Below are 15578 nucleotides of genomic sequence, written 5' to 3' on the forward strand. Positions count from 1 at the left end.
CCTTGTCGCACCGACATCGTTGACAATGGTTGGTCCTGCACAGGCCGCAACCCTGCAAAACACCGGCTCCCTGGCACAGGTCCTGTATCGGTTTGAAGACCGTCCCTTGATTTTGGGGCGTTATGGATCGGCTTCTGATTTTCAGACACATCTGTTTGTTGCCGCCGCCCGATGTGCGGGGGCAGGTCCGTCGCAATATGGTAAAGCAGACGGGATCGTCGGGGCGAAAACCCGGCAAGCCATCCTTGATTTGCGGACCTGTCTTGACAGAGATGTCAAATCAGCCATCGGGATGGGGGATACCGGTGGGAATAGCGACGGAAACACCGGGGCGATTACAGTCGGGCTTTGGAAAATGCTGATGCCAGCCGATCAACCATATCCCGATGCGATAGAGCGCGCCAATCACCTGACCTTTGCGCTGGAAGGGACCGATTATGATGCCATCCAGTTCAACTTTTGCCAGTCGCGCAACCCGCGTAGCGGCAAGCGGTTTCTGGAAGGTGATCCGTGGTGTTACACCAATGATTCCAATGCCTATCTGACATGGGGGCCGCGCGGGGCGACCGCCGGGGCGGGGGCGGAAATTCAACAGATAGTTTTTGCGGCTGAACGTGCCAATCCCGGTTTGCTGAAGGCGGTTTTTGGTCCGCATACCGATGCGATGCACCGGTTGGCATTGGGTAATAATCAAAGTGCGTTTGATATCCTGTGCGCGATCTGGATCGATCCGAAACGCCGGGTGGATTTTACCGCCCGTTTTGCAAAATATGGTGCTCTTGCCGAAGTCCAGCATGCTTATCGCCGGGTTTATGACGCGGCCAATGCCGATGGCGGCAAGATTGCACGATTTTTTAAGGTCTATGCCGCGCTTAAGCCGGTCATCAGACGCGATCCGACCGAGATCGATTTGGCATTTTTCATTGATCGGGCAACTCATGGCATGGCCCCGCCAGGCGATGTTTCCGATCTGGCGGCCAAGATGGTCAATTTCGCCAGCCGCACGCGCAAAGTGCCAAGCCCTGGTACCCTGCGCCGCCAATTGGCCGCGTGGTTGCCGTCGCAACATAAATACAATGACCGGATTGCGCGCGATGCGATTTTCCTGATTGATGACCCGGAAGTCATATTATCCGATACCCATCGCCGCATCTGGCAGCAACGATCCGGCCTTCGCGCCAGTGATTTTGGCCTTTCCGATGATCGAACAATTACCGATTACCCGGTCGCAGCCCCCACCGGGTTCGAGCAGATCGAACGATTTTATACCGTTTTGCCCGCAGATAAACGCGCCTGTCCGGCCAATGTGCGCAAGTCACGACGCCCGTAATTGGGGGCCCGCATGACAAGAACAGTGTGATGCATGTCATGGCTGCATATGTCCTAATGCCGCAATGCAAGGAAAATACCGCCTAAAGGCTTGCATCGGCGGGGGTTGTTTGCCAACATCCGCGCGTTGATAACGCCCCGGATGTGGGGTGTGCCTATTAGGAGCAAGATTTGAAATGAGCGACGTTAAGGTCAAAGTCGGAATTCTCGGTGCCAGCGGTTATACCGGGGCGGAATTGGTGCGTATTCTTGCCCATCATGTCGCTTCTGAAATCACCTTGCTGACCGCAGACCGACGCGCCGGACGTCCGTTCGGGGAAGTTTTCCCGCATCTTGCCCATTTGAAATTGCCGACCATGATCCGGATCGAAGATGCGGATTGGTCGACGGTTGATGTGATTTTCTGTGCGCTGCCACATGGTACGACGCAGGAAGTGATTGCCGGTCTGCCCGAACACGTCAAAGTCGTCGATCTGTCAGCTGATTTCCGCCTGTTTGATCCCGATACCTATAAGGAATGGTATGGTGCGGAACATGCTGCACAGGATTTGCAAAAACAGGTGGTTTACGGCCTGACCGAGCTCCATCGTGCGAGAATTGCCAAGGCCCGTATTGTTGCCAATCCGGGGTGCTATCCGACGCCGGTTCAGCTTTCATTGACGCCGCTTTTGGAACGGAAATTGATCCATTCCGACGACATCATTATTGATGCAAAATCGGGCGTTACCGGGGCGGGCCGTTCGCCAAAAGAAGGCATTCTGTATGCAGAAGTGACCGAAGGCATTCATGCCTATGGCACTGGCGGGCATCGCCACGCGCCAGAAATCGAACAGGGCCTTGCCTGGGCTGCCGGACGCGATGTGGTGGTGAATTTTTCCCCGCATCTGATGCCGATGAGCCGCGGTATCCTTGAAAGCATCTATGTCAAAATGACCGACGGCACCACGGCCGAGGATATTCAGGCAGCCCTTGAAAAACGTTATGCGGACGAGCCGTTTGTCCGTGTGTTGCCGTTTGGTACAACGCCGCAAACCCGCCATGTACGTGGATCGAACTTTGTTCTGATTGGCGTGGTCAAAGACCGGGTGCCGGGACGTGTGATTATCGTCGCGGTCGAGGACAACCTTGTGAAAGGGGCATCGGGGCAGGCGGTTCAGAACATGAATGTCATGCTGGGCCTGCCGGAAACCATGGGGCTTGAGATCGAGCCGTTGTTCCCGTAATCGCACAAAGCCGATATCATTCCAAAGGGGCGTATCCAAACCGGATGCGCCCTTTTTTTGAGCTTTTTAGGTCTGCATAGCGCGAGCAAGAATATCAAAAACGTGGTCGTCAGCGCATTGGGCAACATTAAAACGCATCAGGTTGTTCGCTGATTGCGAGATGCTGAACACATTGCCGGGTGCCAGAACCACACCATCGACCAGCGCATTGCGTGCAACAATGGCCGCATCAATCCCATCGGGCAAACGACACCACAGAAAAATTCCGGCATCGGGTGTGATCACCGGCGTAATGCCCAAGGATTTGAGGCGGGTCTGTGTCACGTCCATCGCGCGTGAAAGCCGTGCATGCAAGTTTTCCATGTGGCGGCGATAGGTGCCGTCTTTCAGGACTGATAAAACAAGTTCAGCCGATAGGTTAGCCCCGGAAAATCCGGTTGCGATTTTAAGATCGGCAATGCCATCAATCCAGTCAGGACGTGTTGCGATATAGCCGCATCGGACCGAGGCCGACAGCGTTTTGGAAAAACTGCCGATATGAATAATGCGATCAAACCCGCCAAGGGCGGCATAGCGTGGCGACGGGCTGGTTTCGAAATCGGCAAAGATGTCGTCTTCGATCACGATCAAATCGTTTTCTTCGACTGTTTTTAAAATCCTGTGTGCCACCATGGGTGAAAGCGACGTGCCCGTTGGATTGTGCAGGCCGGAATTGGTGATGTAAAGCCGGGGGTTATGGATTGCGGCAAGCCTTGCAAACGCATCCACATCAGGGCCAATGGGGGTAAAGGGCACGCCAATGATATTGGCCCGATGCGCGCGCAGCAGCGCCTGAAAATTGAAATAGCACGGATCGTCAATCAATACGGTGTCACCCGGTTTGATCAGGAACCGGCACAAAAGATCAATCGCCTGGGTCCCTGAATCCGTCAGGACGATCTGGTCCGGTCCGGCTTCGATGCCATAACCGGCCATTCGGCGTGATAAAAGTTGCCGCAACGCCATCAGGCCAAGCGGCGGCGCATAATCGGTCAAGATCGTATCCTTGCTGCGTGATATGTTGCGCAGCGCACGCCGGATGGCGGCGGTGGGCATCCAGTCAGGCGGCAGCCAGCCACAACCGGGTTTGAGCATTTCCGGGCGCGCATCAAGTGATTGGCGAGACACCCAGAACGGATCAATTGCCCGATCCAGTTTTGGCCCGATTTGGGCAATCGACAGCGGTGCCGTATGCCCGGAAACAAAAAATCCCGATCCGCGGCGCGATGATATGGTGCCATCGGCGACCAATCGGTCATAGGCTTCGACCATGGTGGAGTTTGAGACGCCGAACTGACGGGCACCGCCACGAATGGACGGCAGCCTGTCCCCCGGAAGCAGGGATCTGGCGGCAATCCGTGCCCGGATCGTTGCCATGACATGGTCGATAAATGTGTGGGTTTCCGGCGTTTGGGTCGCAATATCAATTGTCACTGTAATGCCCCTGTATCCAATACAGTTTGTTTTAATTGTACTGTATTGTGTCTGGATGGCGTGGTGCAGGCAAGTCATAGATGGCGCTTCAATTACAAGGAGGCTGGAATGGCAATTGCAATCGCACGGGCAAATGGTGGATGGATCAGCGGATTGATCGGGATCGTGATTTTCAGCGGGTCCTTGCCCGCAACACGGATTGCCGTGATGGATTTTGATCCGGCTTTCCTGACAGTTGCACGTGCAACGATTGCCGGGGCGATTGCGATGGTCTTGCTTTTGGTGGCGCAGTCATCTCGCAAATCATATCCATCGCGGCCCGAAGGTTCGGAATGGGTTTCGCTGTTGGTGGTGGCGGGTGGTGTTGTGGTTGGTTTTCCGCTGTTAACCGCCCTTGCACTGGAACATATCACGTCGGCCAGATCGGTTGTCTATATCGGGTTGTTGCCGCTTTCGACGGCGATCTTTGGTGTGTTGCGCGGTGGTGACCGGCCGCGTGCCGTGTTTTGGCTGTTTTCCATACTTGGCAGTGCGCTGGTAGTTGGATTTGCCGCATCGGGCGGCAGTGGCAATAGCGGTGCAGTTCGCGGCGATCTTTTGATGTTGGGCGCGATTATCGTGTGCGGTCTGGGGTACGCCGAAGGCGGGCGGTTATCGCGCCGTCTGGGGGGCTGGCAGGTGATTTCCTGGGCGCTTGTCATTTCATTGATCCCGATGGCGGGATTGTGTTTTGCGGTCTGGCCAACATCCTTTGATAATATCGGCGTCAATGCCTGGCTCGGGCTTGGCTATGTTTCGCTGTTTAGCATGTTGATCGGGTTTTTCTTTTGGTATCGCGGGCTAGCACGCGGTGGCATTGCAGCCGTTGGCCAATTGCAATTGTTGCAACCCTTTCTGGGATTGATGCTGGCATCGGCATTATTGGCCGAGCCGGTAAGCGGGGCGATGATTGCGGTAACTCTTGGTGTGGTCGCCTGTGTCGCCGGGGCCAAACATTTTGCGCGTTAGATCACGGGATTAACATTCATGGCAGGGATAAACAGATGCGTGCAAAATACGACGGGACTGGCGGCAAAAAGATATGGGATGATTTTATGCTCATATTTAAAAGAGAACGGGGTTTTCAATTGCACATGTTAGAATTTAAACTGTCAAATCAAGGCGTGTCGGACCGTCAGCCGGTGTGTGTTTGATGACTATTGAAATTTGATCCCGTTTAGAAAGATTGCCAGAACATGTTGCTGACCTATCGCGGGGTGCGCCCCATCATTGACGACACAGCGTTTATCGCACCGAATGCCACAATCATTGGTGATGTGGAAATCGGGGCGGAAACCGGGATCTGGTTTGGCTGTATCATTCGCGGCGATGTGCATGAAATTCGCATTGGATCGCGCACCAATATTCAGGATTTGACCATGGTACATGTCGCCAAGGGCAAGTTCGGGACCTATATCGGTGATGATGTGACCATCGGCCATTCGGCCGTAATCCATGCCTGCACACTTGAAAACAGAAGCTTTGTCGGCATGAGTGCGACGGTGATGGATGGTTGCGTGATTGAGCAGGGTGCCATGTTGGGCGCAGGCGCGCTTTTGGCACCGGGGAAACGTATTCCGGCAGGCGAACTTTGGGCCGGTGTTCCGGCGCGCAAGGTGCGGGACCTTCGCCCGGAAGAAATCGAATTTTTCAAGGTATCGGCAGACCGATATGCCGATCTGGCACAGGAATACCGGGTCACCATCCCCGAAGACCTGAAACAGGATTAGGGTCAGGGGCCGAAGGATATAGGATACGCTTGCCAGGATGTGTGCCCTGCGTTAGCAAGCGTTTCAGAAACTGGAATTTCAAAATAAAAAACAAGCCGCGCGCCACCACGCCCGGCATCAGGAAACGGAACCGGGAATATGACGCGTTGGCAGGCGAATGCCGTTATCGTCTTTGTCGCCCTGATTTTGGGGACGACTTTTGTTGTCCAGCAAACCAGCATGGAAAATATCGGCCCGCAATATTTTACGGGCGTGCGTTTCCTGTTGGGGACCCTTGCTGTGTTGCCCTTTGCGCTGCGTGAATTGCGCAAAATGAAACGCGAAGGCCGGATATTGTTGGGGATTGACAAGCTGGGCCTGATTGTAACCGGTATTTCGATGTATCTGGCCAGTATCCTGCAACAAATCGGGATTATGGGCACGACGGTGACCAATGCGGCATTCCTGACGGCGTTTTATGTGCCGTTGGTCCCGGTTCTGGCGTTTATCGCGTTTCGGTCCAAGCCGCATTGGTCGGTTTGGCCGGGCGGGGTGATGTGCGTCTGGGGCACATATTTGCTGAGCGGCGGTAATTTGTCGGCGCTTGGATCGGGTGATTTCTGGGTGATGGGCAGTGCGTTGTTCTGGGGGCTACAGGTGGTGATGATCGGTGTGATGGTCACGCGCACCAATGCGCCGGCGCTTGTTGCCACGGTTCAGTTCTTTATCACCGGCCTGTTTGGTATGGCGATGGGCGGGATGCTTGAAACATTCAGCTTTATCGATATCTATAATGCCGGGTTTGAAATTCTGTATGCCGGGATTATGTCGGCGGGGATCGCCTTTACCCTGCAGGCGGTGGCACAGAATTATACCGAATCCAGCGATGCCGCGATCATCATGAGTGCTGAGGCGGTCTTTGCCGCCATCGCCGGGGCGATGTTTTTGGGCGAACGGCTGGCACCGGCTGAATATGCCGGTTGCGGGGTTATTCTTGCGGCGATTATTGGCGTGCAGTTGATGCCAATGATAGGCCGACGTCGGTCGAAAGTTGCGATCTGACTGGGAATTTGGACCTGTGGCCCGGAAATATTGGGCCAACCCCATTGACCTTTATCAAAGCAGGGTGCAGTCAGGGTCTGTAAATGATTATTGGTCGCGATCATGCGATCCGTTGTGAATACCGGAAATCGAATATGCCCATCTTGCCGTTTTCTGCCATGCTTCCCGTTATGCTTCCGGTCAAATTTCGCTGTGCTGGGATTTCCCGCTTGGGCCGCTTGCTAGGGACCACTTTATTGCTGGTGGCAACTGGCAGCGGGGGGGCTGCATTTGCGGCCGAAAAGAAGCAAGATTTCCTGATCCGGGTTGCCCATGACGCCGACAAGGTTGGCCCGGTTGAGATCGCAGGCAACACGCCAGCCTTTGCTGACAAGGCTGCCCTTGGCGAGGCGCTTTATTTCGATACCAATTTGTCAAAGAATCGCACACAGGCCTGTGCCAGTTGCCACGAACCGACGACCGCGTTTCGCGATCCGCGCGGTGAAATTGCCGGCGGGGCGTTTTCGCTTGGCGATGACGGGGTGTCGCTTGGTGATCGCAATGCGCCAATGGCAGCCTATGCGAAATTTGCGCCTGATTTCCATTTCAAGGAAGACGGCACACCGGTTGGTGGCCAGTTCTGGGATGGTCGGGCAAAGGATTTGGCTGAACAGGCCGGTGGCCCACCGTTAAACCCGGTTGAAATGGGCATGCCTGATAAAGCCACGGTTGTTGCGCGTTTGCGGGAAAATGACGACTATATTGCAAGTTTTGAGGCGTTATTTGGTCGCGATGTCTGGGGGGATGCGGATCGGGCTTATGGTGCGATGACGGATGCGATTGCAGCCTTTGAGCGTACCGACCAATTTTCCCCGTTTAGCTCGAAATATGACCGATTCCTGCGCGGCGAGTACAAGATGACGCCGCAGGAAGAACTTGGCCGGGTGCTTTTCTTTTCGCAGCAATTCACCAATTGCAATACCTGTCACCAGTTGAAAACGTCGCCGACGGCACCGGGTGAAACATTCACCAATTACGAATATCACAATATCGGGGTGCCCCGGAACGTTGCTATTCGATCCCGCCATGGCAAGGACCCGGCATTTACTGACAATGGGTTGCTTGATAATCCGGCGATTGATGAGGTGGCCCATAAAGGCAAATACAAAACGCCGGGCCTTCGCAATGTCGCGGTCACCGGGCCATATATGCATAACGGCGTGTTTGCCGATTTGCGCACCGTGATCAAGTTTTACAACAAATACAACAGCCGTGCGAAATCCGCCCAGATCAATCCGGAAACCAAACAGCCTTGGGGTGACCCCGAAGTTGCCGATACCATTTCCGTCAAAGAACTGGAACAAGGCGACGCGCTTGATACCAAGCGGATCAATGCGCTGGTGGCGTTTTTGAAAACGCTGACCGATGCGCGCTATGAGCCGCTTTTGGCAGAACAGGAAGAAGCCGCGGCGGCCGCAAAGAAAAAATAGCGTTACTTGCCGCGGATCGTTTCAAGCACGGCACTTTGTCCCAGATCACCCAACCCGGCTTCGATGGCGCGATCAAACATTTCGGTGGCAGATCGCCCGACCGGAAGATCAAGGCCCAACTCGTCGGCCAGCCACATGGCATAACCGGCATCCTTGGCGCGCAAGGCGGTGGTGAAATGGACGCCTTCCTTGTGGTTGCCGCTGATCATGCCCGGGATCGTCATAACGCCGACCCTGCTGGCGACGGCCCCGTTGGTAAAGGCTTCGGCAACCAGTTTGCCATCAAGGCCTGCCTTTTGGGCCACAGCCACCAATTCTGCGGCGGCGGCGATATGGACCGCCCCTAAAAGGTTGTTCATCAGTTTATAGACCGTGCCTGATCCGATTGGGCCAAAATGGATAATTCGGTTGGCAACCGCGTCCATGATCGGGCGAACACGATCTAAAACAGCGTTATCCGCGCCGATCAGAAACATGGTTTCACCGGCGGCGACTTGTGCCGGGATAGCGGTGACCGGTGCATCGATATAGGGGCAACCATTGGCATTGATCTTGGCCGACAGTTCCAGAACGAAGCCATGCGATAATGTTGAACATTCAATCGCAACAGTGCCCGGCTCCATGGTGGAAACTGCGCCACTGTTGCCCAGCCAGACGGTTTCGGCCGCCGTGTCATCGGCCATAAACGATATGACGACGTCGACACCGGTTGCGGCATCCGCCGGGGTAACGCAAGCAATGGCACCCTTTGCCGCCAGGGGGGCGACTTTGTCCGCGCTGCGGTTCCAGACCCTGACTTGATAACCCTTTTCCAGCAGGCGCGAAATCATCGCCGATGCCATGCGTCCAGCGCCAAGGAAACCGATTTTCTGTGTCATGGGTCTATCCCCTAGAGGTAAAGAAACGGCCCGTCATCGCGGACGGGCCGGATTATATTAGATGCGAAGGGCATCTAAGGAAATGCTGCCTAGGAAAGCTGTACCTTAACATATTCCCCCGGTGCCGCGCCAAGCACCTTAAGCTTGCCATCGCCGGGATTGCGAGCTTCGATTTGACCGCCGGAACGGCGACTGATCCAGTTTTGCCAATCGGTCCACCATGATCCTTCGTGTTGGGTTGCCTTGGCAAGCCAGTCATCGGGGTTGGCCGGATTGCGGTTATAAGTCCAATGGCAATATTTGTTGGCGGCGGGTGGGTTGACCACACCGGCAATATGCCCCGATGCTGACAGGACGAATTTGACCTGACCTGACATCAATTGGGTTCCGGCATAGGTTGCCTGCCAGGGCGCAATATGGTCTTCGCGGGTAGACAGGAAATAGACCGGAATCTTGATATCACGCAGATCGATTTTTTCACCAAGCACGGTGATGCCACCCGGTTCACGCAGCAGGTTCTTATTATACATGTTGCGCAGATAGAAGCTGTGCATCGCTTTGGGCATACGGGTCGAGTCGGAGTTCCAATACAAAAGATCGAACGGGAAGGGGTCCTTGCCCAGCATGTAATTGTTGACCACAAAGGACCAGATCAGGTCATTGGCGCGCAGCATATTAAACGACATCGCCATGTCGCGGCCATCAAGATAGCCGTCTTTTGCCATGCGATTTTCAATGCTTTCGATCTGTTTGTCATCGACAAAGACCGATAATTCACCGGATTTTTCGAAATCGGTCAGGGTGGTAAAGAAAGTCGCCGATTTGATCCGTTCGTCGCCTTTTTTGGCCATATAGGCCAGTGTCGAAGCCAAAAGCGTCCCGCCAAGGCAATAGCCGATCGCGTTGATTTCGGTTTCGCCAGTTGCCTGTTCGATCAGATCAAGCGCGGCCAGAATGCCGTCACGGGCATAATCTTCAAAGCTTTCTTCGGCCAGTTTGCTGTCCGGGTTGACCCAGGACAGGACAAAAACGGTATGTCCCTGATCAACGGCCCATTTAATAAAGGAATTTTCCGGTCGTAGATCAAGGATGTAATATTTGTTGATCCATGGCGGTATGATCATCAACGGGCGTTTGGCAACCTTGTCGGTTGTGGGCTTGTATTGCAGCAATTCCATCAACGGCGTTCTGCCGATCACCGATCCTTCGGTAGTTGCAACATTTTCGCCAATCTTGAAAGCATCCAGATCGGTCATCCGGATTTGCAATTTACCTTTGCCACGTTCAAGGTCGCTTAGCAGGTTTTGCAAGCCTTTAAGCAGGTTTTCCCCGCCACTTTCGATGGTGGCGCGCAGGACTTCGGGATTGGTCATCATGAAGTTGGTCGGTGAAATCGCATCAGCGAACTGACGGGTGTAAAATTCGACTTTCTGCGCGGTTTTTTCGTCCAGACCGTCAACATCTTGGACAACATTTTGCATCCATTGCGACGACAACAGATAGGATTGCTTGATGAACCCGAAAAGTTCGTTATCTTCCCATGCTTCGTCGCGGAAACGGCGATCCCCTTTTTGTGGCAAGGCCACCGGATCGGAGTCTTGACCCATCATGCGCATCGTTGTGTTGTGCCAAAGCAAATAATATTGCTGCCACAAATCCATTTGTGCCTCGACCAGTTTGGCCGGGTTTTTCATCATATGGCTGGTCAGTTCGACGAAAGCCGAACCGATATTTAACGGGTCCGGGTCCGAAATTTCGGGGTCTTCAGCCTGTTTGGCAAGGAAATCAGCGACAAGTCGTTGACTCCTTTCAGCTATTACTGCCATGGAAGATGACAGTTCTTCGGGATCAGGAAGGCGAATTTCGGTTTCTTTGGCCTGTTGATTGGTCATGGCGCATTCCCTTATGATACGGCCGCGATATATCGAAACATAAAAGAGGAAATTTGATCTTTGCAATATCGCAATTATTTTCCCGTTTTATGATCCGAAGCCTCGAAACGGCGCGCTGGGTTGAAACTCTGCTTGATCCCAAGCTTATCATGGCCTTAGCCTAGCTCGCTGATGAGGGGTAATACAAGAATTATAAGGTGACGGATTTGTCGCAGTTTTTGGCGGCAGCGTTACACATAACTTAGTTTGGAGCAGCGAAATCAAATGGGCGTTCTGAAATCGACGGTGTGGCGGTGGTCGGAGCATAGGTCAGCGAAAAACAAGTTGCGGCCGATGCTGCATACCGGATCGGCACTTGCTGTTGTGTTGATGCTGGGCGCCTGTTCTTCGGTTCCCGATGCAATCAATCCCGTCGAGTGGGGAAAATCGATTGGGGATGTTTTCGACGGTGAGGATGAAACAACGGCGAAATCCGACGAAGCGATTCCCGGCGAAAATGAAGATTATCCGCATCTATCCGATACACCGGCCAAGCCGGTTGTGACAGGCGATGCGGAACGGGATGCACTGGTTGCCGGTCTTGCTGCGGATCGTGCCAATGCGCAATATACCCAGTCGGGCCGCCGTCAAAGCTCATCGCCGGTTAATGCGCTTCAGCCCGCACCCGTCGTAACGCCGGATCAGCCGACGATCAGTCCGGCACCGACAACGCCGGTTACAAGTTCCGCCATGGCCGAACCAAAGGCGGCGGTGACTGCTGCAACAACCACGGCAACCACGGCCGCAACCACGCGCGCGGTGACGTCAGCACAGTCGGGATCAAAGATTGCGGATGAATGGAGTGCCAAGGCCCCTGCATCCGGCCCGGTTCCAACCCCGCAATCCGCGCCCGCAAAGCCGGAAGTTCTTAATGAAATGGCCAAGGCCGGGGCCGCAGAAAGTGTCGCTGAGGCTACTTCTGCTGCCGATGCGGTGGCATCTGCACCGGTAACAGCACCGGTAACCCCGTCGTCGGGTGATCCGGTGATGGATCAGTATAATCGTCGGCTGGCCGAAGGGCAGGGCGTCTTTGCCGGTGAACCGGCGCGCAGTTCTGCGCCGAATGGACAGGGTGGCGATTTCGATTATTCGGTCTATTCCGATAATGGGTCGGTAATTGTCGATGAAAGCCAGCTTGGCGGTGGCCGCAATGCCTATCTGTCGGATTCGGCCATGCCCAATGGCGAAACGGCCAATGAAGTCTTGGCTTCGCGCCTTGGTGTGCGGTCGGTTGATGTTCTGGGGCCAAGTGTGAATGGCGTTCAGGTTGCCCAGATCCAGTTTGGGCACGGTTCTTCGAACCTTGTGTCATCTGATAACAATGTTCTGAGCCAGGTAGCACAGACATGGCGTCAGACCGGTGGTATCTTGCGGATTATTGGTCACGCGTCGATGCGTACGGCCAATATGACCCTTGAAGAACACATGGCGATCAATCGTCAGGTTTCCGAACGCCGCGCATCAGCGGTGGTGTCCGAGCTTGTCGCACTCGGTGTTAACCCTGATGCGATCTTTGTTGGCGCCGATGGATCGGCTGATCCGCGCTATTACGAAGGCATTCCTGCCGGTGAAGCCGGAAACCGCCGTGTTGAAATCTTTATGGATTATTGATCCTAAAAAAGGTACATCCTTCGAATTGTACGGCGCGCCACCCGCATTTTGTCGTGTGGCGCGCAATTTTTATCAATTCGACGATCCGATTTTCGCAGAAAATTCGAAAATCGGTGACGTGACGAGGATGTAGGATAATGTCCCAGGAATTCCACCGCATAAAACGCCTTCCGCCATACGTATTTGCAGAAGTAAATGCGATGAAAGCGGCGGCGCGGCGAGCGGGAGAGGACATTATTGATTTCGGCATGGGCAATCCGGACCCGGCCACCCCACAGCATATCGTCGACAAACTGGTCGAGACGGTTCAGAACCCGCGTACGCATGGGTATTCGATGTCGCGCGGCATTCCCGGCCTGCGCAAGGCGTTGTCGGCCTATTACGGACGTCGTTTTGGGGTGGATATCGATCCCGAAACCGAAACCGTTGTGACGCTGGGCTCCAAGGAAGGTTTGGCCAATCTTGCGGCGGCAATCACCAGCCCGGGTGATATCATTCTGGTGCCTAACCCATCTTATCCGATCCATGCCTTTGGTTTCATCATTGCCGGGGCGGCATTACGCCATATCCCGATGGGCTATGACGAACAGGGTGAATTCAATGCCAAAAGTTTTATGGAACAGTTGCACCGTGCGGTGAAACATTCGGTACCCAAACCAAGTGCTGTGGTGCTGAACTTCCCGTCCAATCCGACGTCGCTTGTGGTCGATCTGGATTTCTATAAGGAAGTTGTCGATTTTTGTCGGGCACAGGAAATCTATATCCTGTCTGATATTGCCTATTCCGAAATCTATTTTGATGGCAATCCGCCGCCTTCGATCCTTCAGGTCGAAGGAGCCAAGGATATTGCTGTTGAATTCTATTCCCTGTCGAAAACCTATTCGATGGCGGGCTGGCGGATTGGCTTTGCGACGGGCAACAAAAAACTGATCAACGCACTGACGCGGATTAAATCCTATTTGGATTATGGCGCGTTTACCCCAGTTCAGGTGGCGGCAACCGCGGCCCTTAACGGCCCGCAGGATTGTATTGAAGAATTCCGCAATCTGTACCGCGACCGCCGCGATATCTTTATCGAAGGTATGCAAGGTGCCGGGTGGGACATTCCAAGTCCGGCGGCAACGATGTTTGCCTGGGCGCCGATTCCCAAGGCCTTCGAAGAACTGGGGTCGCTTGATTTTTCCAAGCTTCTTTTGCAGGAAGCCGGGGTTGCCGTGGCACCGGGTCTTGGCTTTGGCGAGTATGGTGATCGCCATGTTCGGATTGCGCTGGTGGAAAACAAACACCGCATCCGGCAGGCCAATCGTAATATCAAATCGTTCTTTCAAAAATGTCCTGATGCAGAATCTGCACGTGAACTGTTGAAGAAATCGGCGTGATATTCGATAAAGCAGTTATTGTTTCGCCTGGGACATGTCTCGGGCGAAGTTTTGTGTGCGCATTGGATGGTATTAAGGCCATCGAAATGTAAACACAGGGTCCACTTACGGCTTTAGGAGTTCACGTGAAAGACGTCGTCAAAATCGGTGTGGCTGGCCTGGGTACGGTCGGTGCCGGAACCGTTAAACTGCTGAGCGAACATCGCGACATTCTGACGGACCGTTCCGGTCGCCAGATTGTTGTCACAGCGGTATCGTCGCGTGACCGAACTCGTGATCGTGGATTCTCGACCGAAGGACTTATCTGGCACGAAGACGCACGTGATCTGGCAGCAGATGACAATGTTGACATTGTTGTCGAACTGATCGGCGGATCGGACGGCATTGCCTATGATGTTTGCAAGATCGCGCTGGAACACGGCAAGCATGTCGTAACAGCGAATAAGGCGCTGATTGCCCTTAAAGGTTTGGAACTTGCCCAGATCGCCGATCAAAATAATGTCACCATTGCCTATGAAGCCGCTGTCGCCGGGGGTATTCCGGTGGTCAAGGCGCTGCGTGAAGGGCTTGCTGGCAACGCCATATCGCGCGTAACCGGTATTTTAAACGGAACGTGCAACTATATCCTGACCACAATGCGTGAACAGGGGCGTGATTTCGCCGATGTCCTGAACGAGGCGCAAAAGCTTGGCTATGCCGAAGCTGATCCGACCTTTGATGTCGACGGGATCGATGCCGCGCACAAGTTGGCGATCCTTGCCAGCCTTGCCTTTGGCACCGAGGTTGATTTTGATGCGGTCGCGGTTGAAGGCATCCGCAGTGTTTCGGCGCTTGATATTCAACTGGCCGAAGAACTTGGCTATCGGATTAAATTGTTGGGCATTGCCAAACAGACGGCCGAGGGCATCGAACAGCGCGTTTCGCCGGTCATGGTGGACCGCGCCACTCAGATTTCCAAGGTCGAAGGCGTGTTTAACGCTGTCGCCCTTGAAGGTGATTATGTCGGTCCGGTGATCTTGCAGGGACGCGGTGCCGGGGAACGCCCGACTGCGTCGGCGGTGGTTGCCGATATTGTTGATATTGCCGCTGGCCGTACCGCACCGGTGTTTGGTGTTCCGGCGGATCGTCTTAAGACTAATGTACGTGCCCCGCTTGAGAAGCATGTCGGACCTTATTACCTGCGCCTGATGGTGTGGGATCGCCCGGGTGTCATGGCCGAGGTCACAGCGACCCTTGCCAAGCACGGGGTGTCGATGGCATCAATGATCCAGCATGGCCGGGCCGAAACTGTCGGTGGTGTTGTGCCGGTGGTGTTTGTCACCCACGAAACCAGCGAAGCCGGTATGTCCGGGGCGCTTGCCGATATTTCGGCGTTTGAAAGCAATTCGCAGCCACCTGTCTTGATGCGGATCGAGAACTTCGCATCGTAACAAAACAAAAAAAAGACATATGCGCCTCGCAGGTATAATACCGCG

12 protein-coding genes are annotated in these 15578 nt (G+C 54.3%); 9 read left to right on the forward strand and 3 right to left on the reverse strand.

All coding sequences use genetic code 11. The annotated features are described in order from the left end of the window. Positions 1-25 precede the first annotated feature (25 nt). Positions 26-1330 carry a hypothetical protein gene (locus TALK_RS08845; RefSeq protein WP_085618269.1) on the forward strand — a complete coding sequence of 435 codons (1305 nt, stop codon included), beginning with the start codon at positions 26-28 and terminating at the stop codon, positions 1328-1330. A 175-nt stretch (positions 1331-1505) separates the two neighbouring features. Next, entirely contained in the window at positions 1506-2552 is a 1047-nt protein-coding gene (gene argC, locus TALK_RS08850; protein WP_085617964.1) for an N-acetyl-gamma-glutamyl-phosphate reductase, read from the forward strand. 66 nt (positions 2553-2618) lie between these two features. Here the strand turns inward: argC and TALK_RS08855 are convergent, their stop codons facing one another. Further along, on the reverse strand, positions 2619-4025 hold the full coding sequence (locus tag TALK_RS08855) for an aminotransferase-like domain-containing protein (RefSeq protein WP_425444022.1): 1407 nt from the start codon (positions 4023-4025) through the stop codon (positions 2619-2621). A gap of 108 nt (positions 4026-4133) precedes the next feature. Between TALK_RS08855 and TALK_RS08860 the strand changes: the two genes are divergently transcribed. From TALK_RS08860 to TALK_RS08875, 4 genes are all read left to right on the forward strand, one after another. Continuing rightward, positions 4134-5033, forward strand: a complete 900-nt coding sequence (locus TALK_RS08860) for a DMT family transporter (RefSeq protein ID WP_085617968.1) — start codon at positions 4134-4136, stop codon at positions 5031-5033. Positions 5034-5260: 227 nt separating this feature from the next. Continuing rightward, the gene (locus tag TALK_RS08865; protein ID WP_085617970.1) at positions 5261-5794 is read left to right on the forward strand and encodes a gamma carbonic anhydrase family protein; all 534 of its coding nucleotides are present in this window, start codon (positions 5261-5263) and stop codon (positions 5792-5794) included. Between the two features lie 138 nt (positions 5795-5932). Further along, positions 5933-6835, forward strand: coding sequence for a DMT family transporter (locus TALK_RS08870; protein ID WP_085617972.1), 903 nt, complete (start codon positions 5933-5935; stop codon positions 6833-6835). 242 nt (positions 6836-7077) lie between these two features. Continuing rightward, complete coding sequence (locus TALK_RS08875; protein ID WP_245829816.1) at positions 7078-8304, forward strand: cytochrome-c peroxidase; 1227 nt, start codon at positions 7078-7080, stop codon at positions 8302-8304. Positions 8305-8306: 2 nt separating this feature from the next. Here TALK_RS08875 and TALK_RS08880 read toward each other — a convergent pair whose 3' ends face one another. Next, positions 8307-9182, reverse strand: coding sequence for an NAD(P)-dependent oxidoreductase (locus tag TALK_RS08880; protein ID WP_085617974.1), 876 nt, complete (start codon positions 9180-9182; stop codon positions 8307-8309). A gap of 89 nt (positions 9183-9271) precedes the next feature. Next, entirely contained in the window at positions 9272-11074 is a 1803-nt protein-coding gene (locus tag TALK_RS08885; RefSeq protein ID WP_085617976.1) for a PHA/PHB synthase family protein, read from the reverse strand. 333 nt (positions 11075-11407) lie between these two features. Here TALK_RS08885 and TALK_RS08890 point away from each other — a divergent pair, with 333 nt between their 5' ends. The 3 genes from TALK_RS08890 (at position 11408) to TALK_RS08900 (ending at position 15533) form a co-directional block, all read left to right on the forward strand. Continuing rightward, positions 11408-12724, forward strand: a complete 1317-nt coding sequence (locus TALK_RS08890) for an OmpA family protein (RefSeq protein WP_245829789.1) — start codon at positions 11408-11410, stop codon at positions 12722-12724. Positions 12725-12861: 137 nt separating this feature from the next. Then, positions 12862-14103, forward strand: coding sequence for an LL-diaminopimelate aminotransferase (locus TALK_RS08895; protein WP_085617980.1), 1242 nt, complete (start codon positions 12862-12864; stop codon positions 14101-14103). 125 nt (positions 14104-14228) lie between these two features. Beyond that, complete coding sequence (locus TALK_RS08900) at positions 14229-15533, forward strand: homoserine dehydrogenase (protein ID WP_085617982.1); 1305 nt, start codon at positions 14229-14231, stop codon at positions 15531-15533. The last annotated feature ends 45 nt before the right edge of the window (positions 15534-15578 follow it).

The organism is Thalassospira alkalitolerans, from assembly GCF_002115745.1.
Classification (GTDB): Bacteria; Pseudomonadota; Alphaproteobacteria; order Rhodospirillales; family Thalassospiraceae; genus Thalassospira; species Thalassospira alkalitolerans.

What these genes read in the sequence shown, in the direction of transcription:
- TALK_RS08890 (WP_245829789.1), top strand. Translation starts at nt 11,408, where the DNA reads ATGCTGCATACCGGATCGGCACTTGCTGTTGTGTTGATGCTGGGCGCC.
- TALK_RS08880 (WP_085617974.1), bottom strand. Translation starts at nt 9,182, where the DNA reads ATGACACAGAAAATCGGTTTCCTTGGCGCTGGACGCATGGCATCGGCG.
- TALK_RS08865 (WP_085617970.1), top strand. Translation starts at nt 5,261, where the DNA reads ATGTTGCTGACCTATCGCGGGGTGCGCCCCATCATTGACGACACAGCG.
- TALK_RS08870 (WP_085617972.1), top strand. Translation starts at nt 5,933, where the DNA reads ATGACGCGTTGGCAGGCGAATGCCGTTATCGTCTTTGTCGCCCTGATT.
- TALK_RS08885 (WP_085617976.1), bottom strand. Translation starts at nt 11,074, where the DNA reads ATGACCAATCAACAGGCCAAAGAAACCGAAATTCGCCTTCCTGATCCC.
- TALK_RS08860 (WP_085617968.1), top strand. Translation starts at nt 4,134, where the DNA reads ATGGCAATTGCAATCGCACGGGCAAATGGTGGATGGATCAGCGGATTG.
- argC (WP_085617964.1), top strand. Translation starts at nt 1,506, where the DNA reads ATGAGCGACGTTAAGGTCAAAGTCGGAATTCTCGGTGCCAGCGGTTAT.
- TALK_RS08845 (WP_085618269.1), top strand. Translation starts at nt 26, where the DNA reads ATGGTTGGTCCTGCACAGGCCGCAACCCTGCAAAACACCGGCTCCCTG.
- TALK_RS08895 (WP_085617980.1), top strand. Translation starts at nt 12,862, where the DNA reads ATGTCCCAGGAATTCCACCGCATAAAACGCCTTCCGCCATACGTATTT.